Below are 23,609 nucleotides of genomic sequence, written 5' to 3' on the forward strand. Positions count from 1 at the left end.
CCGCACAGATATTCTCGCTAGCCTATCTAGCACCCAAGTCCTCAGAAATGGCTTATCTGAATCACTTCGTCGCTAAGAAGTTTCGAGATAATGGAGTTTCATCTTAAAATCTAATTGTTGAAAGGCTGGATTAGCTGGTTGATATTCTTTCCCACAATAAAAAATGAAGTAAATAATTGTTAGTTCTGTTAGAGAGTTGATTATCGTATCAAGGTTTCCAAAAAGGCTTATAGGCTTCATTTACCAAAGTCCCTGGAGCGAGGCCGACATCTTTCTCAATCAGGGATATATCCATGTTTCGAACTTTATTCCTTAACTGATGCCTGGTTCTTAATCTCGATCCCCATAACCTGACGGTAAGCAATATGAAATTCCCTTTTGAAGATATATATGTAGTTAAAGCAGAGGCACTACTAAGTTGCAGATCGGAACCTTCAGCGTCAGATTTTTCCACGACTTTGTCCTTTTGTTTTTTATCTTATTTCCAAAATAAATGCATAGATCCGGCGGGTCCATCAATTGATTTTTCATGCATATTCAGTTTTTGTTGACGGGATTTCACTGGTTGTTTTTTTCGAGCTCGGTTATGGTAACGGTAAAGAAGCGGGTCTATGACTTAAGAGGCCGGCGGCTACTCGTCATCACCACCACACACTTTTGCCTCCGTGGTGTAGGTGCACTTTTAGTCGTTGGGATCAGGTAGTACTAAGGCGTTAGTTTAGCTAGCCCTTTTCCCGACGTTCGCACTTTGCCAGAGAGGGGAATGTGATGAATATTCAGGTCGACAAACTTAGATCTTTTGTTCTGATCGCCGAAGAACGTAACCTGACGAAGGCTGCGGAACGCCGGTTTTCGACGCCAGCAGCGGTCAGCGCTCAGATTCGTCAACTCGAAGACGTCACCGGGTTAAGACTTTTTGAACGTACCTCGCAGGGCATGTTGCTAACGGAAGCTGGTCAAAGAATGCTGCCGCTGGCCTATCGAGTTATTGGTGACCTCGAAGAGTTTAAGTCCACGGCTAAGGCGGTGGCATCCAGCACAAGGAAGCGGCTGCTGCTAGGTCTGAATGCATTACCCGAACTGCTGAAAATGGACTCGATTTTGAAGGCTGTTTCAGCTTCGTTGCCTGATGTGTCTCCAGTCATCAAGACCAGTAATTCATTGGCTATTCAGGAAGATGTGTTCCGAAGACAATTGGACGCCGGATTTGTATACGGTGGCCGGGACCATCCCGAACTGTACCGGGAAGAACTCGGCCATATTGATGTAACCGTTATTGCGCCGGCCTCCAGCGACATCGAACAGCTTCCCGATCGGTTGGGAGAGCTGGCGAGCTTGCCCTGGGTGTTTCCGGCGGAACATTGCCCTTACCATCAAATGTTGAAGAAAATGCTCGGCGATGATAACGATCAAATACATGTTGTTGCCACTTCCGACGACGAATATTCTACATTGGCCATGGTTAGATCCGGTATGGGATTAGGCGTACTTGAACGCCAGCTTGCCACTGCGTCCGCCGCGCGCGGCGATATCCAGATTGTCGCCAGGGACAGAATGAAATTGCCAATTTACCTGGTGGCGAGAAAAGACCGTTACGAAAGTATTGAAGAGTTGGCGCTTTTTTTTAACCTGGTTCGTGAGCACTGGTCAATCAGAGGCTGCAACACCTGCCTCTCCCAGGAGAAGTTGGATGGTGTGCTGATTTAGTTAGCAGTGTCCGGAATCATTGAACCACTGCACAGCCAGTGGTATATCGGTTGCGGGCAGGAATTTTACCTCCGATCAATTCAGGGTAAGTCTATCCCCAATCTCTTCCAACAGAATTTTGATTCGCGTCACTCGCCTCAGATCTCGGTGCGTAAGCATCCACAATTGTGTTCTCAAAAGATAAGATCGGTTGAACCACCAGAACAAACGTAACGAACCCACCAATCAGCTGCATCAAACATTTGTTAATAACAGTCGTATATTAATAGATGGATTCCGTACTGCTCCGATTCATATATTTGAAGTTCAAGCTTTCAAGGAGCAAATTATGAAGATCCTCGCCATGCTAGTGGTTGCATTAGGTATCGGAATCGCAGGCTGCGACCAATCGATTGAAATCAATACCGCTGGAACCGATCGCTCGGATACGAACTGGTACATTGCTGATGGAGAAATAGCAACACAACTCAACGGCTCAACTGAGTATGTTGATTTTACACTAATACAGAAACGTTCGAGTGGCTCTGTTGTTTCCGGTTTCGTTCTATACGATGTGCATCATCGCGGATACAACATGCTGATACATCGAAGAACAAAAACTGAGGCAGGTCTGAAAGAAAGCTGGAGCTTCCACGAAATTCAAAATGGAAAATCAGAGGTTAGCTGTATGGAGTCACTCAACGACTACTTTACCCTTCCTGCCACCCTTAGAATGGTTGCCTGGACTCATGCCCCTTTCGACAACATTGTAGCTCCCAACGCCCACCCTACGATAAGCACTTGGACAAAAGGGGAAATACCCGTAGTAAACTCCAGTCTATTCAAACTAGAGCAGAAAATAGACCGGATAACCCGGATGCCGGAGAACTTCAGGCTGTGGTCATCAACCGGAAAAGTCGTTCAAATGGGAAAAGTTACGCAAATGGCCCTGATTGATCAGCTATACATGCCTGTGAGCATTAAGATCGTAACAAATGAACAGGAGGTCAGTGTCATGCTTCGAAATGGTGCCGTATTAAGTAACACAGAGAGCGCTAACGGTATCGAGGCTTATCGTCGATATATAGAATCACCAACCGCAACCTGTGTCTCCCCACATTTTTCAAATGACCAGTTGAAACAGCTCTAGATGAGTTATGCTGCTGGGCAAACATCTAGTCACGATTCTCTGCGGTAAAGCGTCCTGAATAATAACCATCATAAAAGAACCCGGCCAAAGGCCGGGTCCCCTAACAAGGACACGCTATGACTCTTGAGATCTGGATAACCTTTGTATCTGTGGTCTTCATCTTTGCCATCATCCCCGGGCCAACTGTGATCTTGGTGCTTGGTCAGTCTATCAGTCACGGAAAAAATCTGTTATTCCACTGGTTTCTGGCGTTTTAATTGGTGACTTGGTGGCAATGACGTTGTCCTTGATTGGTCTAGGTGCTGTTTTAGCGACGTCAGCGACGCTTTTCCTGATCCTAAAATGGTTTGGGGTTGGGTATCTGGTTTACCTTGGTATAAAAGTCTGGCGCGAAGTGCCTCAGCGTGATTTGCCGTCGTTATCAGCTCCAGGGATGTCATCAGCGAACCTGTTCAAGTCCTCTTTTCTCGTTACAGCACTGAACCCAAAGGATATTGTCTTTTTCGTTGCTTTTTTTCCTCAGTTTGTTAATCCCGAAGTACCGGCTGTTCCACAGCTACTCATATTAATGGTGACGTTTTTGGGCGTCGTCTCGATATCTATTACATCATTTGCGCTCTTCGCCGGGGCAGTTCGCCATAAGCTTCAAAGCCTCCCGGCCCGAAGACGGCTCAATAGACTGGGAGGCATGGCAATGTTTGGCGCTGCTGCGTTTACATCAACGATGCAGCGAAGTTAAGAAATTTCCGGCTGCGCGGAAACCCGTCACGACGAGCAGCTGTAATGCGAACAACCGCCAACCTCAAAGAGCTCCAGCGGCTTCAGCCTGTAGTATGTTTTCTCTACTGCCTCTGATTGCTCAGCGTACGGCTGCGTCATCACGTCCTGCAGTTCTCGCAGCAAAGCGTAATTACCCTCTGCCGCTTGCTGATAGGCGGGCACAACGAACCACTCTCTCAAGCTGTACTTCGGGTTAACGAGCTTCATCTGACTGGAAAGCTCCTCAGGCGTGCCAGGCTGAATCAGCGATTGCCAATTTGTGAGCCACGCTGACCAACGCTTGTCTAGCCCTTCGGGATCTGCAGCATAGGTCGAGCCTTTGTAGAAGCTTTTCTTAAGCGGCTCAATGTCATCTGGCAACGATGAGAGTTCCCGGAAGAACATTGTGTAATCAACAGGCGTCTGCATCATCAGTGTTGCCAGCTCGCGGAATAAAGCCGCGTCAAACGCGTCGAGTCCGAGTTTGGCCGCCCACATCGTCTCCATTTGCGCCTGCATCACCTTTGGGAAATCACTTTGAATGTCCTCCAGCTGCTGTAGACACTCTGGATGCCCTGCCAACAAAGGCCGAACCGCCGAACAGAACGAGTAGAAATTGCGTTCGACTGCTGCTGGTTGGTTGAGGAACGCGAAGTGATTTCCCCCGCCCGTCCATGGCTGGTACTGCGGATCAAACACATCGCAGAACCCGAAGGGTCCATAGTCGAGCGTGAAGCCGCCCGCGGCACAGTTGTCGCTGTTGAAGTTACCCTGGCAGTAGCCAACACGGATCCAGTTGGCGACAAGCGAGGTCAGTCGTCTGCGGAACTCATGTGCGAGCGACACCACTTTTTCAGCTGTGGTCCGCGACCGATCGATAACGTCATCGTACTCGCGATCAATCAGGTGCAATACGATCCTCTCGAGCTCCTCCATCGCCTGCGGGTGTTCCTGCTTGCGGGCACGACGACTAAAGAGCTCCAGCTGCCCTACCCGAATGAACGAAGGTGCAACACGTGTCGAGATGGCCACTGGCTCGGATACGAGAATATCGGGATCTACCGAGCGTGAACCCTCCGAATACCAGGGGCGCCTGACTTTCTCGGTTGTCGACACGTACAGACTCAGAGACCGTGACGTGGGAACGCCCAGCGCGTGCATATGCTCTTGGGCCAGGAACTCCCGCACACTGGAGCGCAGAACTGCCCGGCCGTCTGCGCCGCGGCAGTAGGGCGTGCGCCCTGCCCCTTTTAACTGCATTTCCCAGCGCTGCTTGTTGATGACAGCCTCGAGCACGGAAATCGCGCGGCCGTCGCCGTAGCCATTGCCAGTCTGGAACGGGCATTGTTGGTAGAATTCGGTGCCGTAGATGGAAAGTGCGTAGCCACACGCCCACCCCACGTTGCGCAGAGGCTCCGGAACATGCGACAAGTCGCCGGAGAACATACGGATGAAGTCGCTGGACTGCGCCATGCTGTCGGCGAAACCCAGTTCGTGAAACAGGTTTTTCCCATGGGCGACGTATTCGGGGTTTTCGATGGGCGTGGGGCTAACCGGAACATAGTGGCCCGAGAAGACTTGTCTTGGCGCGTGATCAGCTCCGTTTGCTTTCCCCTCAGGGTCGCAGTTGAGCGTGTCCATGAGTGAATAGTCTGCCAGCGGTGCGAGATCGTCGAGGGTCGCGACCGTTGTAGGCATTTCCAAATGATGTCGCGTTAACATAATAGGGACTCCTCTTTATCTATCATACACTTCTAACTCACGGATACAGATTCAGGGACGACATTGAACCATGGGTAAACAGCGCTTTCGTTACTCTGCCAGCATTCTCAAACCCAGCCACCTGTTTGCAACAATCGGAGCCTTGCTGACGATTTTGCTTGGAAGTCTGCTGCTATTGGCACTGCCCAACCTCGGTGAACTGGACTTCAGCCAACTATACCTGGACGAACACGGTAACGTGCCTTTCGAACTGCACCTAATTGCGTTGTGTCTGCTGCTGGGTTGCGTCGTGGCGTTTGTTAATCGCCGGGTCTGGCTGGAACTGGACAGCGAGAATCTGACGATTCACATCCCGCGGTTGACCGGCCTCGGGCTAATGGGATTCACCACCGGAGACCACCGCATTCCGTTAAATGCGATCCGGAAAGTTGAGCTGACCGCCGTTACGGGATTCCGGAATATGGCTCAGGCACTTCAGCAGTCAAAACTCAGTCTCGTTACCGACAGGCGGACCTATCGTCTGCAACCCTACCATTTTTTGAGAGAGGGCCACCCGGATCACCGTATCGGCATGGGCAGCGCCTTTGGAAAGCCCAAGGCGAGATTGGAATCCATCATTACCGAGGCCCCTCTTGTCAAAGCTCTGTCCGGAATCACCGGCAACGTGGACTTTACGTCAACCCAAACTGATCGAACCGGGCCATTGGCCAACCATTTCAACTTATTGAAACACAAAGGCATGGTGCTACAGCTAATTCTGCTGGCTGTGCTCGGCACCTATGCTCTCGTTGACTACGTACTGCTCACCAACTATCTCGTGATTGGTGACTTGCCACTTTGGCCATTCATTTCAACCGGGCTGCTGCTCGGTGTTTTGGGGGTTCAACTGGGTAAAGGTGCTCCCCGAGCAGAGCGCTTCGGCCTTGCTGCCCTGCTCTGTATCATCGCCTTCGCCGCTACCTATCCCGGTCTTCAGCGGTACGCGTTGGTGGTATCCCCCGAACCACTGTCCGTTGCCTACGACAACACTGAAACCGGCTACTTTGAACATTCGCATTACCCTGCGATCGACCAACGGGAAAGCAATATCCCTGAATATTGGCAGAGCCTTCCCTCAGAAGAGACTTACACCTTCTTCCTGCATGAATCGGAGCTGGGCTTTGTCCTGATTGATATGGCGGCCGTTTACGAGAAAAGCCGTGCTTTCTATCGGGAGGATGGCCGCTAACGACCTTGAAATCGCGTCTCAAACCATCACAGTCAGATAGTGAGGTAGCCATTTCCTTAACGAAGGAGAAACGCTATGAAGAGTATTAGCCGTGACGACCTCAAACAGATGAACGAAACCGAGCACGAAGATTTTGTGCTCATCAATGTCCTGCCGAGGGATGCCTTCAACCGAGAACATATCCGCACATCCATCAGTGTTCCTGTGGAGGAACCGTCCTTTTTGGAACAGGTCGAGGCAGTTACCGGCAGCAAAGATCGGAAAATCGTTGTCTACTGCGCGAACTTCGAATGTGATGCTTCTCCCAAGGCTGCCAAGAAGCTGGAAGATGCCGGCTTTACGGAAGTCTACGACTATGAAGGCGGCACCGAGGACTGGTTTAACCGGAAACGTGCCGCTTGACTGGTTGCAGTAGTGAGGGATGAATCTCAAGGGCTGCCCAACAGGGGCAGCCTTTTTTATGACATACGCACATGCTTCGGCCTAATCCGACGGTGATGTCGTTCGGCGCTGGTGCATATCAGGTCTAGACCGCCTTCAGGTGCCGGCCACAGGGCGAATTGGTCATGATGTCGTGCCAGCGAGCCTGGAGCAGTCTTTCGATATGATTCCTGATCCAGATAATCCCCGGTTCTCTATCATGGCGTGCGTGCCAGATGAGGTAGAGGCTGGTTGGATCTACATCGAAGGGTAGCTCCCCCATCCATAACCCATCGACGAATCCGCAATCCTGGCTGATTAGCTCAGGAACGGCCGCGATGAGATTGGACTCCCTTAACACTTGAGGAACGGACGCAAAATGGTTCATTGTTGCGGCGATACGCCTGCTCTGCCCTTTTTGATCAAGATAACTGTCAACAGAACCGTGTGCGTCGCCCGACATGGTGACCAACAGATGCCGGGCTTCCAGAAACTCTTCCATGGTGATTTGCCGGCCTGCCAGCGGGTGGTCTGCCCGCATTGCGAGAACAAATCCGCTATCAAGAAGCCAGGTACTCCGCAAACTGTAATCGTGCTGGTTAAGCACGCCAATCGCGAGGTCAACGTGAGCTGATCTCAGGTCGTCGTAGCTCCCTTCAGGTGTATAGGGAACGGCGTGTACGTCCACGCCCGGCGCCTCACGCTCAAGCAAGTCAATAAGCTGACGCCAGATCATCTCGACGATGACGTCGGTTACTGCAATGCGGAACGTCCGCCGGGCGGAGGCCGGGTCAAACTGCGTAGCGCTGACGGCGTTTGTCAGAGCGAACATAGGGTCACCCACCTGATCCCATAGGCTGAGCGCATAGGAGGTGGGTTCGATGTTGCGGCCCTTTCGCACAAAGAGCGGATCATTCCAGATCTGGCGCATCCTGGAAATCGCATTTGATACCGCAGGCTGCGTCATGGCCAGGCGATCCGCCGCACGAGTCACTGAACGCTCCGTCATAATGGCATCGAAGATGTACAGCAACTGGAGCTCTTGAGTTTTCATAGTAAGTTCTCGGCGTAACTATAAGTGCCCTTTAACGAACGTTCTCAACTGGCTGAGGCTCCCTGCCCCGGCATGTTGGGCAATCACATCGCCATCCTGAAACAGGGCCAATGTTGGAATGCCACGGATACGCATTTTTGCAGTAATCTCCGGGCTATCATCCACGTTGACCTTGGCAACGGTCAGTTGCTCACTGAACTCATCGGCGATGTCCTCAAGCAGCGGGGCTACCGTCTTGCAAGGGCCACACCAGGGTGCCCAGAAGTCAACCAGAACTGTCCGGTCGCTCTGAACAACCGCTTTTTCAAAATTCGCATCGGTTACATGAATAATGGTCGTCATAATATCTGCTCCTGAATGGAATTGCTCACCTTCAATACTGGGTCCTCCAAGCTGATAGCACTAATTTCAGTGCCATATAGATCCCATTTCTCACAATGATGGGTTGGCATAGAGCCCGTTAAAGGCGCTTACTGAATACCAGCCCACCCCACGCAAGCGTGCGGTTTCCGGTCCCGCTCTTAATTTCGGAGCTCTGGACCCGGAGCACGTAACTCAACTCGGTGCCAGCGACGAAACTGTGGGTATAGCCCGCCCAGATTTCCGCCAGGAGCACGTTAAGGTCGTTGGCATCCAGTTCGTGGTCGGAGTGCCTGAATTGGCCTTGAAGGAACGCATTATAGGCCCGAGCTTTAACAGACACGCCGCCCCAGAAATAATGCTCCCGGCCGCCAGGGGCTGCGACTCCCAGCGCTCGTTCGCCGTAAGCCATAAGCTCAGGGTTGAAACGATTGTCCGGGGAGGAAATCAGCCCGTCCCGAAAAACAAGCGCGGCACCAAACTCAGTCAAATAACCCACCGACCCGAAATACGTGACTTTGAATTGCTGGTCCGGCCGGCTTTTATCCAGATACTGATGATAGGCAGCGGAGTATCGGAATGTTGGTTCCCCGCCATTGGAGACCTGATGATCCCAGCCGTTGGCACGGTCACTTCCTACCACCTTGTGAACCGCATTCTGACCCGATTTAAAAACATCCAGGCCCAGCACTCCGACGGTCATCGAGGTGGTCCACCCGGAATCGTCACTCAGGGTCCTGTAACTATGGCTTGACGATAAATAAACGAGGCTGCTGTAGGGACGATCATCCCGATCGATATCCCTCGCCTTGATTTCCTCAGGGGTGAATCCGTAGATGCCAAATTCCAGGGCTGCACTTTCGGGCTCGTTAATATCTGCGCCAATACCCGACAACACGAACCTGTCCAGGTTTTGGCTGATTCCGGAAACCGGATTTCCCAGGAAGTCCTCCGAGTTTGAGGAATAGGTTATGGCCAAACCTGCGGTGTAATCCCGATCGGTTTGGGTGGGTGCAAAAAGATCATTGTCCGTAGAAAGCGCAATGACAGAATCAGAGTTCTCAGCATGAGCCATCGGAGACAAAACCAGAACAGTGAGAAAAAGTACAAGCAGACGATGAGACATGGCCAACTCCGAAAGACGATAGGTCGGAAACAAGTTGGCTGCTATTTTTCAACTGAACGCCTTGCGCGACTAATCAGGGCTCGATATTGAAAACATCATGTATTTTGATGAATAGGTGTTTGTACTGCGATGTTTACATCGTTGTCGGCGGGGCGGGTTCTATAAAACGATTTAAGTTAGTCCTTTAACATATTGTATTTAATTTATTTCCATGCATTTCGATAAAATCAGTCAAGATAGGAGACATCGAAGTAAGTCGCCGAAAAGCTCTATTTATCAGTTTTGGTGATGTGACTCATGCGGCCTCCTGATTATTCGTGACCTCTCTTCAAGCTCATACTCCACTCCATCTGATCTCGCGCCGATTGGCGAAACGGAGATCAGCCTTCGCTTATCAAAACTGGAGAACATGTTATGCGTACAACTGTACTGGTTGCCCTTACATCACTCTTAGCCGCTGCTGCGCTGCCTGCACACGCGACCCTGGCTGATCGGAAATCGGACGAGACTCATTTTGAAAACGCTCAACCGGCCCCGTACAGCGGCCAGCTCGTCATACGTGGTGAGATACAGGACCGTGATGCAGCAGGCCGTTCAGCAGAACCCGCCCCCTACAGCGGTCACATCGTTATCCGAGGTGAAGTGCGGCCTGAAAGCCACGGTTGAGCGATAAGTCTTTCTTTGCGTCTTGGCACCAGGGACGGTGCTTTTTTGTCAATCCGCTTCGGATGGCGTTACCGCCTCTCCCTCCAACCACGGTGGACGGTTACCAATCCGCTCCAACAGGAAATCAATAAAGACCCGTACCTTCGCCGTTAAAACATTAGACTTGGGATAAACCAGCCAGAGCGCCGGCTCTGCGTCCATCCGGAAGTCCCCAAGAACCTGTACCAGTGTGCCCTCCGCAAGTTCACGATGAACACTCCATAAAGCATGCATGGCAATGCCAGCGCCTGCCATGGTGGCGATCTTATAACTTAGCCCGTCATCAATGATCAGGCGGTTACCAGGCGCACGCGGGTTGAATTTACCCTGTTCACCATCTGGGCCAATCAGGTTGATGGTCGCCTGGGATTTAAACGCAATCAGTTGGTGGGAACAAAGGTCGTCGGGATGCTTCGGTGTGCCCCACTTCGCCAGGTACTCCGGGGAGGCGCACAACAATCGCCTGTCGTCTGCCAGTTTACGAGCCTTCAAATTACTGTCTGGAAGCACCGAGTCCCGCAATGCCAGGTCAAAACTTCCCTGGATAAGATCAAGCTCCATATCCGACAGTCGCAAGTCCAGATTGATGCCTGGGTAAAGCTCCAGAAACTCCGGCATCAGCGGTAACACATACTGCTGGGCAAACGTGCTGGATGCAGTCAATCTCAATGTCCCAGCCACATGTTCATTGCCGAACCCCATCGCCGCCAGGGCTGCGTTCTCCTGTGCCAGTATTTCTCTGGCGAAGGGTAAATGAGGTAACGGACCAACCCGGTAACGTCCCCGGCTAATGCGGCCTGCAATGGCGCCAAATCATTCGTCGCCCGGTAGCCTGAAATCCACTTCCTCAAGTGAGTCTGCCAGGAAGTCCAAAAATGCTCTTACCGCAGGAAGCAGCCCGCGGCGCGACGGGAAAACAGCGTGGAAAATCCCTCCGCGTGGTCGCCAGTCCGGTAAAATACTGACGAGATTGCCGTCAATCAGGTCCTGCCCACCGACGATGAGCGGCATTTTTACCACACCTAAACCACCCACAGCAGCTTTGAGCAACGTAAAGACATCATCGGTGACCAGGCGTGGCTGGTGATGGATTTTAACGGACGCACCAGCGGGCCCATCCAGGCACCAGACATGCTGTCCATCCCATTGCTCAAAATCGATACTGGGAAGTTTTGATAAATCATCGGGAGTTATTGGTTTCGGATACTGCGCAACCACCTCTGGCGCGGCCATCAAGCACTGAGGGCTTTTAGACAGCACTTTCATCGTTAAGTCACTGTCTTCGAGCGGCGGGTATCTCACTCGCAAGGCAACATCGAACCCCTCCCTGACAACGTCGATCCGTCGGCTCGTAGCCTCCATTTCGATTTTTACTTTCGGGTACTGCTGCATAAACCGGATAATCAACGGGGCCACCAGAAAGTAGATGATTCCCGGCGGGCAGCTCACCCGTATCGAACCCACTGGCTCGGAGCGGGAATGATCGATGACTTCCTGTGCCGCATCGGCCTCGACCAGCATTGCCACGCAGTGGCGATAATACTCTTTCCCCAACTCCGTAACAGTGAAGACACGCGGTGAGCGATTAATCAGTCGGGTATCAAGCCGACTCTCGAGCTCTGCCACGCGCCGGCTCAACTTGGATTTGGGTAACCCAAGTGCCCTGCCCGCTGGCGCAAATCCGCCGTGATCTACCACCTTCACGAAGTAAAAAAGATCGTTCAGATCCTGCATATACGATCGTCCTATATATAGAACTCTGAGTATAAGAATTAGTGCCTACTCAGGCCACCCTGGCTGAACTATCGTTAAATTTATTCCCTTTTCCAGTGCCAAAGGAGAGGGGGCCAACGACGACGGTGCACTGCGCCGTCTAAGCCCAGAAAGGAGAACGTCATGAGCAAACCCTATGTTCGACTCGATAAAAACGATGCTGCGGTACTGATGGTAGATCATCAGACCGGCCTGCTCTCCTTGGTCCGCGATATTGACCCGGACAAGTTCAAGAACAACGTATTGGCGATGGGTGACCTGGCTCAATACTTTGGGCTTCCGACCATTCTGACAACCAGTTTTGAGACTGGCCCTAACGGCCCATTGGTTCCGGAGCTGAAAGAACAGTTTCCCTCTGCCCCTTACATCGCCCGCCCAGGGCAGATTAACGCTTGGGACAATGAGGATTTTGTTAAGGCCGTTAAAGATACGGGAAAGAAACAACTGATCATCGCCGGCGTCGTGACAGAAGTGTGTGTTGCTTTTCCGGCGCTCTCCGCGCTGGCCGAAGGCTATGACGTATTCGTGGTGACGGACGCCTCCGGCACGTTCAACGAGCTGACCCGGCATTCCGCCTGGGACCGGATGTCGCAGGCCGGTGCCCAATTGATGACCTGGTTTGGGCTGGCGTGTGAGCTGCACCGTGACTGGCGCAACGATATTGAAGGACTGGGAGCCCTGTTCTCAAACCACATTCCTGACTACCGCAACCTGATTACCAGTTACAACAATGCCTGAAAAGCAGTGAGGCAATGGCGGGGTATTCGTTCCATAAATAGAACATTAAGTGGAAATATCGCTATCTATTCAGGGCCCGTACGCTGTTTTATCGTCACCTTGATGCAGTAAAAACGTAGGGTCGATGGACCCGTTAGGAGGTCAAAGTGAAAAAGATTCTGACAACGTACGGTCCCCCTCGCGGTCATTGGGTGGGTGATGGCTTTCCGGTTCGTTCGCTCTTCTCCTACGATCGCATGGGCGCATCGAATATCTCGCCGTTTCTGCTACTGGATTACGCCGGGCCATCGGAATTTCCTCCGGCTCAACGTCCCCGGGGGGTTGGTCAACATCCACACCGAGGCTTTGAGACCGTGACAGTGGTCTACAGCGGTGAGCTGGAACACCGGGATACCTCGGGTGCAGGTGGGCTCATTGGCGAGGGAGACGTCCAATGGATGACCGCTGGCGCGGGAATCGTGCACGAGGAGTTCCATTCACAGCAATTCACTGAACAAGGTGGTTTGCTGAACATGGTGCAGCTCTGGGTCAACTTACCTGCATCGGCAAAGGACACGCCGGCGGCTTACCAGACGTTGCTCAATAAGGATATCCCTCGTGTGTCCCTGGAAGATGATGGTGGAGCGCTGCGAGTCATTGCTGGTGAGTATCTTGAGCATAAAGGACCTGCCAACACATTCACGCCAATCAATGTGTGGGATCTTAAGCTGGAGCCTGGTGCCCGTGTGAATTTGCCGGTGCCCAAAGGCCACACCACCTTGGTGGCAGTGCTGAACGGTTCAGTTCAGATCAATGACACTGATGTGTTGCGTGAGGCAGAGCTTGCGAACCTGGACAGAGAAGGTCAAGAGATTGTGCTGGAGTCCAATAATGACGCTCGGCTGCTTGTGTTGAGTGGAGAACCCATTGATGAGCCGGTCGTGGGCTATGGACCCTTTGTGATGAATACAGAGGGAGAAATCAAACAGGCCATGCTCGACTTTCAATCAGGAAAATTCGGCGCTCTCTAGCAAGGGTAAAGAGAATGAACTGCTTTTGAGGGGCTGACAGGACGTCGCCCCCAATCAATCAAAGATTGGGAAGCACGCTATGAACGAACAAGAGGCAGACGCCGCCCCAAGCATCCACTATGGCTCTGGTCGATCCATCATAATCCGGCACACCGTGAAACCCGGACACCGTGACCACTATGAAACCTGGCTCAGGCAGATTATTGCCGCCGCAGCCCAGTTTTCCGGGCACCAAGGCGTTCATGTGGTACGACCGCCCGAAGGGCATGACACCTTTGAAATCGCGGTGCGCTTTTCTCAACCCGAAGAAGCCGATACTTGGCTGAACTCCGATGTTCGGCGGGAATTGGTATCCGACATCGTTCCGGCGCTGGCCTCTGAAGAACAGGTAGAGATTCAGACCGGCATCGATTACTGGTTCACCCCACCCACGTCAAAAGCCAAACAACCTACTCGCTGGAAGCAATGGCTCATTACTACAGCGGTTATTTGGCCACTCACGTTGATCGTACCAATCGTCTTTCAGCCCATATTCAATCAACTTCCAGTGCTTGCGTTATGGGGTGTGCGTCATGGTTTGGTGGCAGCCACTGTCGTCGCACTAGTGGTCTATTTGATCATGCCCCGAGTGGTTCGACTCGTTGCAAACTGGCTGTTTCGTTAGTCGACAGCGCTAGGGGCAGAGGTACAGATCGATTTTCTATGGCAGTTTTGCCGTACGACCGGCGGGAAGATATGGTAAAGACCTGCGGCCTTTCGCACTTGTTTGGACACTAGGGAACACAACACTGAGGGAAATTGCTATGACGCTGAAACTTCAAACAATCATCTGCAGCACGCGCCCTGGAAGGGTTGGCCCATCGATCGCTAAATGGTTCAACGAATTCGCCAATGCCGACGGACGATTTGAGTCGGAGCTTGTCGACTTGGCAGATTTTGAACTACCGGTCTACAACGAACCAAACCATCCGCGTTTACAGAAATACGAGCATGATCATACCAAGGCGTGGTCAAAAAGCGTCGATGCAGCTGATGCGTACGTTTACGTTATCCCCGAGTATAACTATTGCCCTCCCCCCTCCTTCACAAACGCGCTGGATTACGTGTACACCGAGTGGAACTACAAGCCGTGCGGGTTTGTGAGCTACGGTGGCGTATCCGGTGGTCTGCGCTCGGCGCAACTCGCGAAACAGTTGGTAACGACATTGAAAATGATGCCAATGATGGAGGGCGTGATGGTTCAGATGCCCTGGAACCTCCTCGATGAGAATAAGGTGTTCCAGGCGAGCGAGCATCACGAAGGTTCCGGGAAAGCGATGCTCGAGGAGTTGGAGAAATGGGCCAGTGCCTTGCAATCGATCCGTAAGGGATGAGAGCAGACGCTGAATCTGCACCTCCATGCGCCTATCACGGCATTCCGATTGCGGACGCTAATCAATAGGTGTGTGTTGGTGCTGAGGGCGGCCCAGGTTATCCAAGCGCCCGCTTAACCCAGTCCATACGGTCCTGGCCGAAGAACATTTCGTCGTTGACGAAGAAGGTGGGGGCTCCGAACACGCCCCTCTTGGCGGCGGCATCCGTCGCCTCGATCAGCGCTGTTTTTATCTGCGGTTGAGCCATTGCGTCCGCTACCTGTTCCGGATCAAAACCAGCGTTGGTTAGGATCTCCCTCGATGCCTCCGGGGATTGTAATTGATATTGGCGCCCGTCCCCTCAGTGAGTTCCTTCAACCGCATCCATGCGAAATAGGACGCGGGGCTTATGAAATCATAGTAAAAGTCGATATTCGTACTCATCATCATTACCTCTTGATGGGAAGGGTTTACCAGGGCTCAGAAAATGGCCGCGCATCCTGCTCGAATGTCCAGGCTGACCGGGGCTGTGTATGGAGATGCCAGTAAATGTCGGCAAGATCATCGGGCTCGATGATGCCACCCTCCCCCTTACTGGCATAAAGATCAGGCAGAAACTCAGCGGTCGCCTCGTTTCGTATCAGTCCATCAACAATAACGTGACCTACGTGGATTCCTTTTGGTCCAAGCTCCCGCGCCATGCTTTGAGCCAGGGCCCGTAACGCGTGCTTGCCGCCCGCAAAGGCAGAAAAACCGGCCCCACCTCTCAGGCTTGCCGATGCACCGGTGAACAGGATGGTACCCTCGCTACGGGCCAGCATCTTCGCCGCCACCTCCCGGCCCACCAGAAAGCCCGCCAGCGCACACATCTCCCAGACTTTCTGGTACACCCGGGCGGTTGTTTCGCAGAGATCGAATCGAACGTTTCCACCAACGTTGAAGATAGCAACCCGTATAGGGCCCAACTCTGATTCCACCCGATTGATCAGCTCCGTTACTTGCGTCTCATCACGGGCGTCGGAATGAATTGCCGTTGCCGTGGACCCTATGTCGCTGATTTCACGACCGAGCTTTTCCAGATCTCCCCGGCGACGGGTTACCACGAGATGGAATCCTTCCCTGGCAAATCGGTGTGCGATCGCCGACCCTAAATGATCACCAGCCCCAACCACCAGCGCAATGGGTTTGTCGGTCGTGCCCATGTTCCTTCCCCTTATTCCGTTGTGATGCTGGTAAAAACGTATCCCACCTAATAGCGTAGCTAAAATCGATTAAATGTATGCCAATCACAACCAATGGTTACGTCTTTTGGCTTTCTTGGTTGTCGTCACCGATCTCCCAATTGTTGCCTCAGATATTCCATGGCATAGCGAGCGCGCGCAGACAGGGGCCATTCCGCCCGGGAGATCATCCAGAGCGAATCCACCACGTCCCTTTCAAGCGTCATAACCTTGATTTCGCTGTGTCGGGCAAAGGCCTGCCTCGCGTACTGCGGTAGTACGGTAAAGCCCATGCCCCTGGCTACGGGTTCGAGAATTAAGCCTACCTGATTAACAAAACCGCGCACCGGAATATTGCGGATTCCAGGCTCCCCCGGAAAGCAGCGGCTCAACAGGCGCGTTGCCATGGCCCGGCCATCAGGGTGGTCGATATAGCCTAATCGCTCCAAATCCGCCCAGCTCGATACCGATTGCCCTGCCGGCACAATCAGTTCCAGTGGCTCTCCGGCGAAGTGGGAGGACGTCAAGTGGGGATCGTCAGGCTTTGCCGTAACCAAGCCGATCTCATAGCGTTTACCCAAGACCGCATCCAATATTTCCGTATCCGGTGCAAATCGATGACGGACCACCAAATCAGGATGCTGCTCCTGCAGATCGAGCAACAGTGGGTATAGCAGCAAGCCGCAGCTCCCCGGCGTGATAAGACTGAGCTCACCTTTTGTTTTATCGCCTTCCGACATTCGCAGGCGTAAGCGCATATCGGCCTGTTCCATCTCATCACAATACGCCAGGAGTGCGTGGCCGGCCGGTGTTAAATCCATCCGTCGAGGTTGCCGTATCACCAGGGTCCCCAGCTGTGCTTCAAGATGTCTTACATGCTGACTGACGGCTGCCTGGGTCAAGCCGAGCTGGTCGGCTGTCCGGGTAAAACTGCCGACGTCTGCAAGTACAACGAACGAACGTAACCATTGGGGATTAAGCATAAGAAACTCTTATTGATTTGATAAGCAATGACCTGTTTATATTATAGCAATTGCCGCTTACTCTGGTTCTACACTTTCCAGAGGAGAAGAACCATGAGCACCACTTACCCACGCAGTTTTTCCCATATCGGGATTTCGGTGACCGACCTTGATGCCGCTGTGAAGTTCTATACAGAAGTAATGGGCTGGTACCTGATCATGCCGCAAACCACTATTGAGGAAGATGACAGCCCCATTGGAGTTATGTGTACCGATGTGTTTGGTGCAGGCTGGGGCTCTTTCCGGATTGCTCACCTTTCCACCGGCGACCGGATTGGTGTGGAAATCTTTGAATTCAACAACGCAGAAAAGCCGGAAGACAACTTCGAGTACTGGAAAACCGGCGTGTTTCACTTTTGTGTCCAGGACCCGGACGTGGAAGGCCTTGCAGAGAAAATCGTTGCGGCAGGCGGTAAACAGCGCATGCCAGTTCGTGAATACTTCCCCGGCGAAAAGCCCTACCGCATGGTTTACATGGAAGATCCGTTCGGAAACATTCTCGAGATCTACAGCCACAGTTACGAGCTGACTTACTCCGCAGGCGCTTACGAGTAATCCGGTATTCGGTGGGCAATGACCCACCGACCTTTCGTTAACCTAGGTGTGAGCAAGGGCGCTCACAGTTCGACACGCGAACGCCCTCGCCTGACACGCACCATGTCCGCAACGATGGCCAGTGCAATTTCAGAAGGGGTTTTACTGCCGAGGTTGAGTCCGATGGGCATGTGGATCCGCTCAACGTCTTCCTTTGACAGGCCACCAGTCCGACGAAGTCGTTCGGATCGGGCCTGGGAAGTACGAACAGAGCCCATCACACCAATGTAGCTTGCCGAGGTTTTGACAGCAGCCATCATGGCCAGATCATCAATGCGGGGGTCATGGGTTGCGGCGACTATCGCCGTGGAGGGCGTGCAAGCACCAGGCGAAGCGATATACAGCGACGGCAGTTGGGGCACAAACTCAACACCCGGCGGCAGGCTCATGCCATTGGTGACTTCCTCCCGTGGGTCACACAGCACCACCTCATAACCAAGGCTTAAGGCGAACTGTGCACAGGCCTCTGATACCGTTGAATAGCCGGCAAGAATTAGCTTGGCGACGGGGCCAATACGAACCGTCACCGTCTCTTCGGTTTCATTTTGCAACACCCGCGGCCCCGTGGGTTCAGCATCGGACAGCCACCACACTGCATCCGTCAATCTGATATGTCGTGCGATTTCATTTTGGCCGGACAGGGCCTGCTGAATCCGCTCAAGGTGATCCCGGGTCTTTGCGGTGGCAACCATACGTTCCACCAGGACGTCGAGAATGCCCCCGCACGGCAAGCGAATACGGGGGCTCTCCGGGCTGTTGCTGCCCGGGTCGCCATAACGAACAATAACAGCAGGTTGTTCGTACTCTCCGGCGGCAACGCGCTCGAGGAAGTCTTCCTCGACGCAACCACCCGAGAGCGAGCCCACATGATGTCCATCCGAGGTGGCAACCATCAGTGAGCCCGGCTCCCTGGGCGATGATCCGAAGGTAGACAACACCGTGCACAACCAGATCGTCCGGCCACTCCCCAGCCATTCGATCGCCTGCTCCACTACCCGAGCATCCAGACTTTGCATGGTCATGCACTCAACTGATCACCAACGGGAAGACGGCGGATGCGTTTTCCTGTGGCCGCATAGATAGCGTTGCACAGTGCCGGGGCGACCGGTGGCAATCCCGGCTCGCCCACACCGCCCATGGCGTCATCGGGATTATCAATCAGGTGCACCCGGACCATTTTCGGCGCATTTGGCATTCGCGGTAACAAGTATCTGTCGAAGTTGCTTTGTTGAGCGACTCCATCCTGGAACGTCACCTCATTTTGCAGGGCAATGCCGATTCCCATCACGCAGGAACCCTCCATTTGTGACCGGATTCGCTCGGGGTTAGCCTGCGGCCCACAATCAAAGGCAATATCAGCGCGGTGAATGGTCACTTGCCCGTTATCATCCACTTCCACGTCAAAGACGACGGCGGTGTAGGAAACAAAGCTGTGGTGGAAGGCAAGACCCAGGCCACGCCCCTTTGCTGTTTCCTTTCCCCAACCCGCTTCTTCGGTGGCACGCTCAATGACCCGGCGCATGCGGCCTACATCAATTGGATACATCTCCGGATCTTCACCGTAGTTCCAACCATCGCCCACCGTGAGATTGTGAACCTCACGCCTTGGCCCCAACAGGTCCAGCACGTAATCGCGATGATCCTTGCCGGCCGCTACTGACATTTCGTGGGCAAAGCTCTGGATGGCCCACGCATGCGGTAGGTTGTACACCGAGCGGAACCACCCAATGCGGACATGGGCCGGTGCTGGCGGGTTCTCCAAACGGATAGCGGGAATGCTGAATGGCATGGTGTTAAACCCCATGCCCAGCTCAAAGCTCCCCTTGTGTTTTGGATCCGGGGCAAACAGCGATGCAATGCTGGGAGACAGAGTACGGTGGCGCCAACTGGTCGCTCTGCCATCGGCATCGAGGCCCGCATCCAGGTGATCCACAGAAACCGCATGGAAGTAGGCATGCTGAATGTCGTCCTCACGGGACCACTGCAGTTTGATGGGCTGCCCTTCAAAGGCCTTGGCCACTTGAGCGGCCTCAATCACGAAGTCTGGCTTCGATTTACGGCCAAAACCGCCACCCAGCAGGGTTTGATGAACGGTCACGTTTTCCAGGTCGATCTCCAGAAGCCCGGCGATGCCTTCTCGCGTCGCCCTGGGGTTCTGCACTGGCGCCCAGGCCTCGGCTTTGCCCCCGCTTACGCGAACCACGGCGACGGGGGGCTCCATGGGAGCCTGAGCCATATGGGGCATGTAGTAGGTGGCTGACACCCGCTTATTGGCTTCTTTCAAAGCGGCCTCAACATCACCGGACTGGCGTATAACCTTGCCCGGCGATTGCGCCGCTTTTTCCAGAGATTCACGGTAAGTATCCGATGTGTAATCGGCGTTGTTACCGGCCGGAGTATTGTCCCACTCTATCTTCAAAGCTCTGCGGCCTTCCATGGCAGCCCAGGTGTTAGTGGCTACTACTGCAACACCCCCGAGCGGATTAAATGCCGCAGGCTGGCCCGTGCCATCAATGCGTACAGTTTTCTTAACACCTCTGATCTTCAGGGCCTCACTGTCATCGACACTCTTCACCGTCGCGCCATAGACCGGTGGCCTGGCCACCACCGCATAGAGGGTGTTTTCCAGATCCACATCGGCGCCAAAAATCGCCTTGCCGGTAACAATGTCTTCACCATCGATTGCTTTGGGGTGCATGGATTTTAGCTCGCCATTGATCAGGCCGGATTCCTTGCCAATGAAACGCAGCTCACTATCAGATTTCAGAACCAACCCGTCCCGGCCAGGAACGTCCAGCTCCCGTGCGGCTTCTGCGAGCTGGCCAAAGCCGAGTTCACGTCCAGTGGCAGGATGAACAACCTTATGAACATCCGCCCTTACTTGGTCGACCGATACACCCCATTGATTGGCCGCTGCCTGCTCAAGCATCAGCCTGGCAGCAGCGGCCGCACGGCGCATGGGGTCGTACCAGTGACGCATGCTGCGGGAACCATCGGTATTCTGGTTGCCAAACTTATCCTGATCGCCGTCTGCCTGTTCCGCGCGAACCCGGTCCCAGTCTGCGCCCAGTTCATCCGCGGCCACCATAACCAGGCTGGTGCGAATACCCTGCCCCATTTCGGCACGGTTGTTGACGATGGTGACAAGGCCGTTGGCGTCGATATGGATAAACACATTCGGGTTGTCTACCCAGCCCCCCGGCATGGCCCCGGCCCCGAATTGAGCCTGTTCATTGGCCAGCCCAATATCCCATCGGGCTGCGAGCAGGAGCGCAGAGGCTCCGGCCAACCCTTTGAGAAGACCGCGGCGGCTGACATTCGCAAGCAGCAGTGTGTCGTCGGATTGGCTCATGAGCTCACCTCCTTGTCCGCAGCCCGCTCAATGGCCGCCAGAATGCGATTGTAGGTGCCACACCGGCAGAGGTTGCCCGCCATGGCATCAATGATTTCCTGGGTTTCCGGTTCCGGTGTTTTCTTCAGCAGAGCTGTGGCATTCATGATCTGGCCGCCCTGGCAGTAACCACACTGGGCCACACCCAGGTCCAGCCAGGCCTGCTGGACTTTTTGGCCAACCGCGTCATCAGACATGGCCTCGATCGTTGTGATTTCACCTTTGGCGGCAGAAACGGGCATTACACAGGACCGGGTCGCTACCCCATCAAGGTGAACGGTGCAGGCACCGCACTGCGCGATACCGCATCCAAACTTGGTGCCTTTCATCCCCACAACGTCCCGAATAGCCCACAGCAGGGGCATATTATCCGGAACGTCCAGCTCGTGCTCTTGTCCGTTTATCCTCAGGTTGACCATTGGTCTCTCCCATCACCATGTTGTTAGGTTTGCTTTATCGGGAAGCTTGAGTTTACTGACCGGAGAAAAACGACTCGGTATAACCGGTGTACTTCGTAAACAGCTCATCCCTGAAAGACTGTCCTCGTGTCTCCAGGATACGGTCAATGTCATCGCGCAGACCTGTAAGTTCCTTGCGATAACCGGCAACACTGACAGCGGAACCCAGTGCGGGTTCCAGAACGCGAAGCGACAGATCGTGATCTTGAATCAGATTGGCGCTCCAGAAATTGTCCTCAATGAATACGTCGGCCCGCCCGAATTCGAGCATGCGGAAAGGCACCGTCCCTTCGCCATCAGCGGAATAGGTTATGTCTGTAATATCCGGATGGGTTTCTGCCCAGCGTGCAATATTTTCCGGGTATACATAGCCGCTGATAATAAGCACGCTAACGTCGTTCAGCTTCTCCAGAGTTACCGGCTCTTCAATGGATAGACTCTCAGGTACGATCGCAGCCAACGTCCAGTGAGCGAACACCGTCCGTGAGTGCAGTAGATAGCTCCGCCCTTCCGTTACTGGCATGGCAACGTCCGATGCGCCTGACTGGACCTCGGATACGCAGCGTTTGAACGGTAGTTCCTCGTAAGTGGCTTCCAACTCCAGATCACTAAGGGCTGTATTCATCAGTTCCACGGCAATGCCGCGCATCTCTCCCTCGTGATCCTTAAAGATGTAGGGAGCCCAGGACTCATAACAGATTTTTACCGTTGACGTTGGTGCAGCCGCGTGGCTAATAGCTCCAAAGGACACCAGCAACACCGCGACAACTCCATAATGTATGGCAACTGATACTGCACGCTGCATGAAAGGCGCCCCACTACGCTTTTGGTTCGGAAACGGCAGTCATCGCCGTTCTTATAGTCTGATAAGTATAGACAATTGTGACGAACACTAACCGAAGCTGGACGTCATTAACCGTCCCTCCACAAACCATATTTTGATAACAATTCCGTTACCCAGCTCTGGAACACACGTAATCTCAACGGCAGATTTCGACGGCTCGGATACAACAACGATATAGGTAAGGAGGGTGCTTTATAGGCTTCGAGAATCTGTACCAGGTCCCCGCTTTCAAGATCATCCTGAACGTCAAATTTTGGAACCTGAATAATGCCAATACCTGCCTTTGCACTGGCGATATAGGCCTCTGCGTTATCCACGGTAATCGCACTCTGCATTTTCATTACCCGTTGCCGACCGTCCTCCACGTATTCCCATTCTGCCGCTAACGCTGGCAGATTGACCGCGTAGTTGACAAGAATGTGGCCACCCATGTCGTCTAGAGACATCGGCGTACCATGCTGCGCTAGATAAATCGGACTGGCACAGTTTATGACTTCGATATCACCCAATTTTCTGCATACCAGCTCGGAGTCTGGGAGGTGTCCGACCCTGACCACACAATCCACGCCCTCCGTCAGCATGTTGATGATTCGGTCGTTCATACTGAATTCCAGTTTTACCCTTGGATTCTGCTTCAGAAACTCAGGCAATGCCGGAATAACGATACGACGCCCGATACGGCTCGGGATATCTACGTGCAAGCGCCCTTCTGCCTGTTGGGGGCTTTGACGAAATATCGATTCTGCCGCCTCAAAAGCCTCTACAAGCGTTTGTGCAGCCTCGAAAAACTGCAACCCATCGTGAGTGGGCACAACTTGCCGGGTCGTACGCTGCAATAGTTGGGCTTCCAGCCGATCCTCCAAGGCCTGGATAGTCGTAGATACGGTCGAGCGGGGAATGCTCAGTGCTTCAGCCGCGCGCGTGAAATTCCCGCTTTCCATAACCTGGATAAAAACCTGTACTTGCCGAATCCTGTCCATACCATCCAATTGTTCGT

23 protein-coding genes and 1 pseudogene are annotated in these 23,609 nt (G+C 53.3%); 10 read left to right on the plus strand and 14 right to left on the minus strand.

What is annotated here, in order from left to right; all coding sequences use genetic code 11:
* Positions 1 to 768 precede the first annotated feature (768 nt).
* The 3 genes from B3M52_RS05165 to B3M52_RS05175 all read left to right on the plus strand — a co-directional run bounded on the left by B3M52_RS05165 (position 769) and on the right by B3M52_RS05175 (position 3,575).
* Complete coding sequence (locus B3M52_RS05165) at positions 769 to 1,707, plus strand: LysR family transcriptional regulator (protein WP_151982197.1); 939 nt, start codon at positions 769 to 771, stop codon at positions 1,705 to 1,707.
* Positions 1,708 to 2,035: 328 nt separating this feature from the next.
* Positions 2,036 to 2,836 carry a hypothetical protein gene (locus B3M52_RS05170; RefSeq protein WP_151982195.1) on the plus strand — a complete coding sequence of 267 codons (801 nt, stop codon included), beginning with the start codon at positions 2,036 to 2,038 and terminating at the stop codon, positions 2,834 to 2,836.
* A 274-nt stretch (positions 2,837 to 3,110) separates the two neighbouring features.
* On the plus strand, positions 3,111 to 3,575 hold the full coding sequence (locus tag B3M52_RS05175; protein ID WP_286749045.1) for a LysE family translocator: 465 nt from the start codon (positions 3,111 to 3,113) through the stop codon (positions 3,573 to 3,575).
* 26 nt (positions 3,576 to 3,601) lie between these two features.
* Here the strand turns inward: B3M52_RS05175 and B3M52_RS05180 are convergent, their stop codons facing one another.
* Positions 3,602 to 5,317 carry a protein adenylyltransferase SelO gene (locus B3M52_RS05180; RefSeq protein WP_151982191.1) on the minus strand — a complete coding sequence of 572 codons (1,716 nt, stop codon included), beginning with the start codon at positions 5,315 to 5,317 and terminating at the stop codon, positions 3,602 to 3,604.
* Positions 5,318 to 5,387: 70 nt separating this feature from the next.
* On the opposite strand from B3M52_RS05180, the gene B3M52_RS05185 reads away from it, so the two are divergent.
* Together B3M52_RS05185 and B3M52_RS05190 are read left to right on the plus strand one after the other, a co-directional pair.
* Positions 5,388 to 6,545 carry a hypothetical protein gene (locus B3M52_RS05185; protein WP_151982189.1) on the plus strand — a complete coding sequence of 386 codons (1,158 nt, stop codon included), beginning with the start codon at positions 5,388 to 5,390 and terminating at the stop codon, positions 6,543 to 6,545.
* A 75-nt stretch (positions 6,546 to 6,620) separates the two neighbouring features.
* Positions 6,621 to 6,947, plus strand: a complete 327-nt coding sequence (locus B3M52_RS05190; RefSeq protein WP_085680664.1) for a rhodanese-like domain-containing protein — start codon at positions 6,621 to 6,623, stop codon at positions 6,945 to 6,947.
* A 124-nt stretch (positions 6,948 to 7,071) separates the two neighbouring features.
* Here the strand turns inward: B3M52_RS05190 and B3M52_RS05195 are convergent, their stop codons facing one another.
* The 5 genes from B3M52_RS05195 to B3M52_RS05215 all read right to left on the minus strand — a co-directional run bounded on the left by B3M52_RS05195 (position 7,072) and on the right by B3M52_RS05215 (position 11,944).
* Positions 7,072 to 8,019, minus strand: coding sequence for a LysR family transcriptional regulator (locus tag B3M52_RS05195; protein WP_007152207.1), 948 nt, complete (start codon positions 8,017 to 8,019; stop codon positions 7,072 to 7,074).
* An 18-nt stretch (positions 8,020 to 8,037) separates the two neighbouring features.
* Entirely contained in the window at positions 8,038 to 8,361 is a 324-nt protein-coding gene (gene trxA / locus B3M52_RS05200; protein WP_126812730.1) for a thioredoxin, read from the minus strand.
* 118 nt (positions 8,362 to 8,479) lie between these two features.
* Positions 8,480 to 9,505: a lipid A deacylase LpxR family protein gene (locus tag B3M52_RS05205; protein ID WP_286749049.1), complete on the minus strand. Its 1,026-nt coding sequence runs from the start codon at positions 9,503 to 9,505 to the stop codon at positions 8,480 to 8,482.
* 714 nt (positions 9,506 to 10,219) lie between these two features.
* Entirely contained in the window at positions 10,220 to 10,912 is a 693-nt protein-coding gene (locus B3M52_RS05210; RefSeq protein ID WP_081899276.1) for a substrate binding domain-containing protein, read from the minus strand.
* Between the two features lie 111 nt (positions 10,913 to 11,023).
* Positions 11,024 to 11,944, minus strand: a complete 921-nt coding sequence (locus tag B3M52_RS05215) for a LysR substrate-binding domain-containing protein (protein ID WP_036207206.1) — start codon at positions 11,942 to 11,944, stop codon at positions 11,024 to 11,026.
* A 162-nt stretch (positions 11,945 to 12,106) separates the two neighbouring features.
* Between B3M52_RS05215 and ycaC the strand changes: the two genes are divergently transcribed.
* The 4 genes from ycaC (at position 12,107) to B3M52_RS05235 (ending at position 15,104) form a co-directional block, all read left to right on the plus strand.
* A complete protein-coding gene (gene ycaC, locus B3M52_RS05220) occupies positions 12,107 to 12,721 on the plus strand; it encodes an isochorismate family cysteine hydrolase YcaC (protein ID WP_269400221.1) in 615 nt (204 codons plus the stop codon).
* Positions 12,722 to 12,867: 146 nt separating this feature from the next.
* The gene (locus B3M52_RS05225; RefSeq protein ID WP_199448665.1) at positions 12,868 to 13,731 is read left to right on the plus strand and encodes a pirin family protein; all 864 of its coding nucleotides are present in this window, start codon (positions 12,868 to 12,870) and stop codon (positions 13,729 to 13,731) included.
* Between the two features lie 79 nt (positions 13,732 to 13,810).
* On the plus strand, positions 13,811 to 14,395 hold the full coding sequence (locus B3M52_RS05230; RefSeq protein WP_286749053.1) for an antibiotic biosynthesis monooxygenase: 585 nt from the start codon (positions 13,811 to 13,813) through the stop codon (positions 14,393 to 14,395).
* 139 nt (positions 14,396 to 14,534) lie between these two features.
* Positions 14,535 to 15,104, plus strand: coding sequence for an NADPH-dependent FMN reductase (locus tag B3M52_RS05235; protein WP_036207193.1), 570 nt, complete (start codon positions 14,535 to 14,537; stop codon positions 15,102 to 15,104).
* A 97-nt stretch (positions 15,105 to 15,201) separates the two neighbouring features.
* Here the strand turns inward: B3M52_RS05235 and B3M52_RS05240 are convergent.
* The 3 genes and pseudogenes from B3M52_RS05240 to B3M52_RS05250 all read right to left on the minus strand — a co-directional run.
* Positions 15,202 to 15,420, minus strand: a pseudogene (locus tag B3M52_RS05240) (DsbA family protein); the annotation flags it as partial.
* A gap of 133 nt (positions 15,421 to 15,553) precedes the next feature.
* Positions 15,554 to 16,285, minus strand: a complete 732-nt coding sequence (locus B3M52_RS05245; protein WP_286749054.1) for an SDR family NAD(P)-dependent oxidoreductase — start codon at positions 16,283 to 16,285, stop codon at positions 15,554 to 15,556.
* 125 nt (positions 16,286 to 16,410) lie between these two features.
* On the minus strand, positions 16,411 to 17,286 hold the full coding sequence (locus tag B3M52_RS05250; protein ID WP_127401248.1) for a LysR family transcriptional regulator: 876 nt from the start codon (positions 17,284 to 17,286) through the stop codon (positions 16,411 to 16,413).
* A 93-nt stretch (positions 17,287 to 17,379) separates the two neighbouring features.
* Here B3M52_RS05250 and B3M52_RS05255 point away from each other — a divergent pair, with 93 nt between their 5' ends.
* Positions 17,380 to 17,880: a lactoylglutathione lyase family protein gene (locus B3M52_RS05255; RefSeq protein ID WP_127401246.1), complete on the plus strand. Its 501-nt coding sequence runs from the start codon at positions 17,380 to 17,382 to the stop codon at positions 17,878 to 17,880.
* Between the two features lie 62 nt (positions 17,881 to 17,942).
* Here the strand turns inward: B3M52_RS05255 and B3M52_RS05260 are convergent, their stop codons facing one another.
* The 5 genes from B3M52_RS05260 to B3M52_RS05280 form a co-directional block, all read right to left on the minus strand.
* Positions 17,943 to 18,935 (minus strand): XdhC family protein, encoded by a 993-nt coding sequence (locus tag B3M52_RS05260; protein ID WP_127402384.1) that lies wholly within the window; start codon positions 18,933 to 18,935, stop codon positions 17,943 to 17,945.
* A gap of 2 nt (positions 18,936 to 18,937) precedes the next feature.
* Positions 18,938 to 21,271: a xanthine dehydrogenase family protein molybdopterin-binding subunit gene (locus B3M52_RS05265; protein ID WP_286749055.1), complete on the minus strand. Its 2,334-nt coding sequence runs from the start codon at positions 21,269 to 21,271 to the stop codon at positions 18,938 to 18,940.
* Entirely contained in the window at positions 21,268 to 21,729 is a 462-nt protein-coding gene (locus B3M52_RS05270) for a (2Fe-2S)-binding protein (protein WP_127401242.1), read from the minus strand. The genes B3M52_RS05265 and B3M52_RS05270 overlap by 4 nt, the downstream gene beginning before the upstream one ends.
* Positions 21,730 to 21,781: 52 nt before the next feature.
* Positions 21,782 to 22,573: a substrate-binding periplasmic protein gene (locus tag B3M52_RS05275; protein WP_127401240.1), complete on the minus strand. Its 792-nt coding sequence runs from the start codon at positions 22,571 to 22,573 to the stop codon at positions 21,782 to 21,784.
* Between the two features lie 107 nt (positions 22,574 to 22,680).
* Complete coding sequence (locus B3M52_RS05280; protein ID WP_127402383.1) at positions 22,681 to 23,592, minus strand: LysR family transcriptional regulator; 912 nt, start codon at positions 23,590 to 23,592, stop codon at positions 22,681 to 22,683.
* Positions 23,593 to 23,609 lie beyond the last annotated feature (17 nt).

This window comes from Marinobacter sp. UBA2688 (assembly GCF_002352785.1).
Taxonomy (GTDB): domain Bacteria; phylum Pseudomonadota; class Gammaproteobacteria; order Pseudomonadales; family Oleiphilaceae; genus Marinobacter; species Marinobacter salarius.

Bases quoted from the DNA above. Each gene is read 5' to 3' on its own strand.
- B3M52_RS05205 (WP_286749049.1), bottom strand. From the start codon at position 9,505: ATGTCTCATCGTCTGCTTGTACTTTTTCTCACTGTTCTGGTTTTGTCT.
- B3M52_RS05280 (WP_127402383.1), bottom strand. From the start codon at position 23,592: ATGGACAGGATTCGGCAAGTACAGGTTTTTATCCAGGTTATGGAAAGC.
- trxA (WP_126812730.1), bottom strand. From the start codon at position 8,361: ATGACGACCATTATTCATGTAACCGATGCGAATTTTGAAAAAGCGGTT.
- B3M52_RS05180 (WP_151982191.1), bottom strand. From the start codon at position 5,317: ATGTTAACGCGACATCATTTGGAAATGCCTACAACGGTCGCGACCCTC.
- B3M52_RS05170 (WP_151982195.1), top strand. From the start codon at position 2,036: ATGAAGATCCTCGCCATGCTAGTGGTTGCATTAGGTATCGGAATCGCA.
- B3M52_RS05265 (WP_286749055.1), bottom strand. From the start codon at position 21,271: ATGAGCCAATCCGACGACACACTGCTGCTTGCGAATGTCAGCCGCCGC.
- B3M52_RS05175 (WP_286749045.1), top strand. From the start codon at position 3,111: ATGACGTTGTCCTTGATTGGTCTAGGTGCTGTTTTAGCGACGTCAGCG.
- B3M52_RS05165 (WP_151982197.1), top strand. From the start codon at position 769: ATGAATATTCAGGTCGACAAACTTAGATCTTTTGTTCTGATCGCCGAA.
- B3M52_RS05215 (WP_036207206.1), bottom strand. From the start codon at position 11,944: ATGCAGGATCTGAACGATCTTTTTTACTTCGTGAAGGTGGTAGATCAC.
- B3M52_RS05210 (WP_081899276.1), bottom strand. From the start codon at position 10,912: ATGGGGTTCGGCAATGAACATGTGGCTGGGACATTGAGATTGACTGCA.
- B3M52_RS05230 (WP_286749053.1), top strand. From the start codon at position 13,811: ATGAACGAACAAGAGGCAGACGCCGCCCCAAGCATCCACTATGGCTCT.
- B3M52_RS05260 (WP_127402384.1), bottom strand. From the start codon at position 18,935: ATGCAAAGTCTGGATGCTCGGGTAGTGGAGCAGGCGATCGAATGGCTG.
- B3M52_RS05275 (WP_127401240.1), bottom strand. From the start codon at position 22,573: ATGCAGCGTGCAGTATCAGTTGCCATACATTATGGAGTTGTCGCGGTG.
- B3M52_RS05245 (WP_286749054.1), bottom strand. From the start codon at position 16,285: ATGGGCACGACCGACAAACCCATTGCGCTGGTGGTTGGGGCTGGTGAT.
- B3M52_RS05195 (WP_007152207.1), bottom strand. From the start codon at position 8,019: ATGAAAACTCAAGAGCTCCAGTTGCTGTACATCTTCGATGCCATTATG.
- B3M52_RS05250 (WP_127401248.1), bottom strand. From the start codon at position 17,286: ATGCTTAATCCCCAATGGTTACGTTCGTTCGTTGTACTTGCAGACGTC.
- B3M52_RS05270 (WP_127401242.1), bottom strand. From the start codon at position 21,729: ATGGTCAACCTGAGGATAAACGGACAAGAGCACGAGCTGGACGTTCCG.
- B3M52_RS05255 (WP_127401246.1), top strand. From the start codon at position 17,380: ATGAGCACCACTTACCCACGCAGTTTTTCCCATATCGGGATTTCGGTG.
- B3M52_RS05185 (WP_151982189.1), top strand. From the start codon at position 5,388: ATGGGTAAACAGCGCTTTCGTTACTCTGCCAGCATTCTCAAACCCAGC.
- B3M52_RS05190 (WP_085680664.1), top strand. From the start codon at position 6,621: ATGAAGAGTATTAGCCGTGACGACCTCAAACAGATGAACGAAACCGAG.
- ycaC (WP_269400221.1), top strand. From the start codon at position 12,107: ATGAGCAAACCCTATGTTCGACTCGATAAAAACGATGCTGCGGTACTG.
- B3M52_RS05235 (WP_036207193.1), top strand. From the start codon at position 14,535: ATGACGCTGAAACTTCAAACAATCATCTGCAGCACGCGCCCTGGAAGG.